At 55.8% G+C, this 1,103-nt stretch carries 2 protein-coding genes; both read right to left on the reverse strand.

The window, feature by feature from the left end:
* Positions 1–742: phosphonate ABC transporter, permease protein PhnE (gene phnE, locus NZ772_19360; protein MCS6815716.1), on the reverse strand; the 742-nt coding region annotated here is incomplete at its 3' end.
* Positions 743–746: 4 nt separating this feature from the next.
* On the reverse strand, positions 747–1,103 hold a 357-nt coding region (locus NZ772_19365; protein ID MCS6815717.1), incomplete at its 5' end, for an ATP-binding cassette domain-containing protein.

Genomic DNA, 1,103 nt, shown 5'->3' on the forward strand with positions numbered 1-1,103 from the left:
TCAAGAGTACAATCGCCCCAGCCGTGCGATAGTCGTAGCGATCGACGGCTGTGTTCAAGGTGGCCCCAATACCGCCTGCACCCACAATGCCAATCACTGCTGACTCTCGCAAGTTAATATCCAACCGGTATACGGTTAGCCCAATTAAGCGGGGCATGACCTGGGGCACCATGCCGTAGCTCACTACCTGAAGCCACGACGCTCCTGTTGCTAGGATTGCTTCCACAGGGCTGGGGTCGATCGTCTCAATTGCTTCTGCTAGCAGCTTTGCCAAAAAGCCAATGGTAGCAAAGGTCAGCGTCAGTACTCCTGCCAAGGGGCCAAACCCTACCATCACTACGAACACAATCGCTACAATCACCTCATGTACGCTACGGGTGAAAGCGATGATGCCGCGACAGGCTAGGTAAACAGGCAAGGGGGCGAGATTGCGTGAGGCACCCAGGGCGATCGGCACCGATACGACCACCCCCATAACTGTTGCTACTACTGCCATCACCACTGTTTCCAGCATTCCCACCTGGATATCTGCCCAGCGCGAAGCAAAATCTGGTTGCAGGAAGCCTGCGATGATGCGTCCACCCCGCTCCAGCCCTTGTCCAATCCGCTGCCAGTTGGGTTGCAGGCTACTCAGCGCTAGGGCGAAATAAAGAACTGCACCTAAGCCTATGCCCCAGCGGAGCCAAGGGTTTTTAATCAACGGTGGGGGTGACCACAATGGCACTGTTAGTGGCTGATGCATAGGCTTACGGGGTAGTTACCGCTAGTTGCTCAGACATAGCAGTCCAGTCTTCTGCACCGTAGATCTCTGTCAAGATGGTTGGTGTCAACCCAGTGGGATCGCCGTCGTACACTACCTCACCATGACGTAGCCCTACAATGCGCTGGGTAAATTCCTGGGCAAGGGGGACATTGTGGATGTTGATTACCACGGTTAAGCCACGATCGCGGCTCAGGTCAGTTAATAGGCGCATCACCTGGCGAGCTGTTTTAGGATCCAAGCTGGCAGTGGGTTCATCCACCAGCAATAGACTGGGACGTTGGAGTAGGGCACGGGCAATGCCCACTCGCTGGCGCTGCCCTCCAGAGAGGGTATCGGCACG

Source organism: Cyanobacteriota bacterium (assembly GCA_025054735.1).
Taxonomy (GTDB): Bacteria; Cyanobacteriota; Cyanobacteriia; order SKYG9; family SKYG9; genus SKYG9.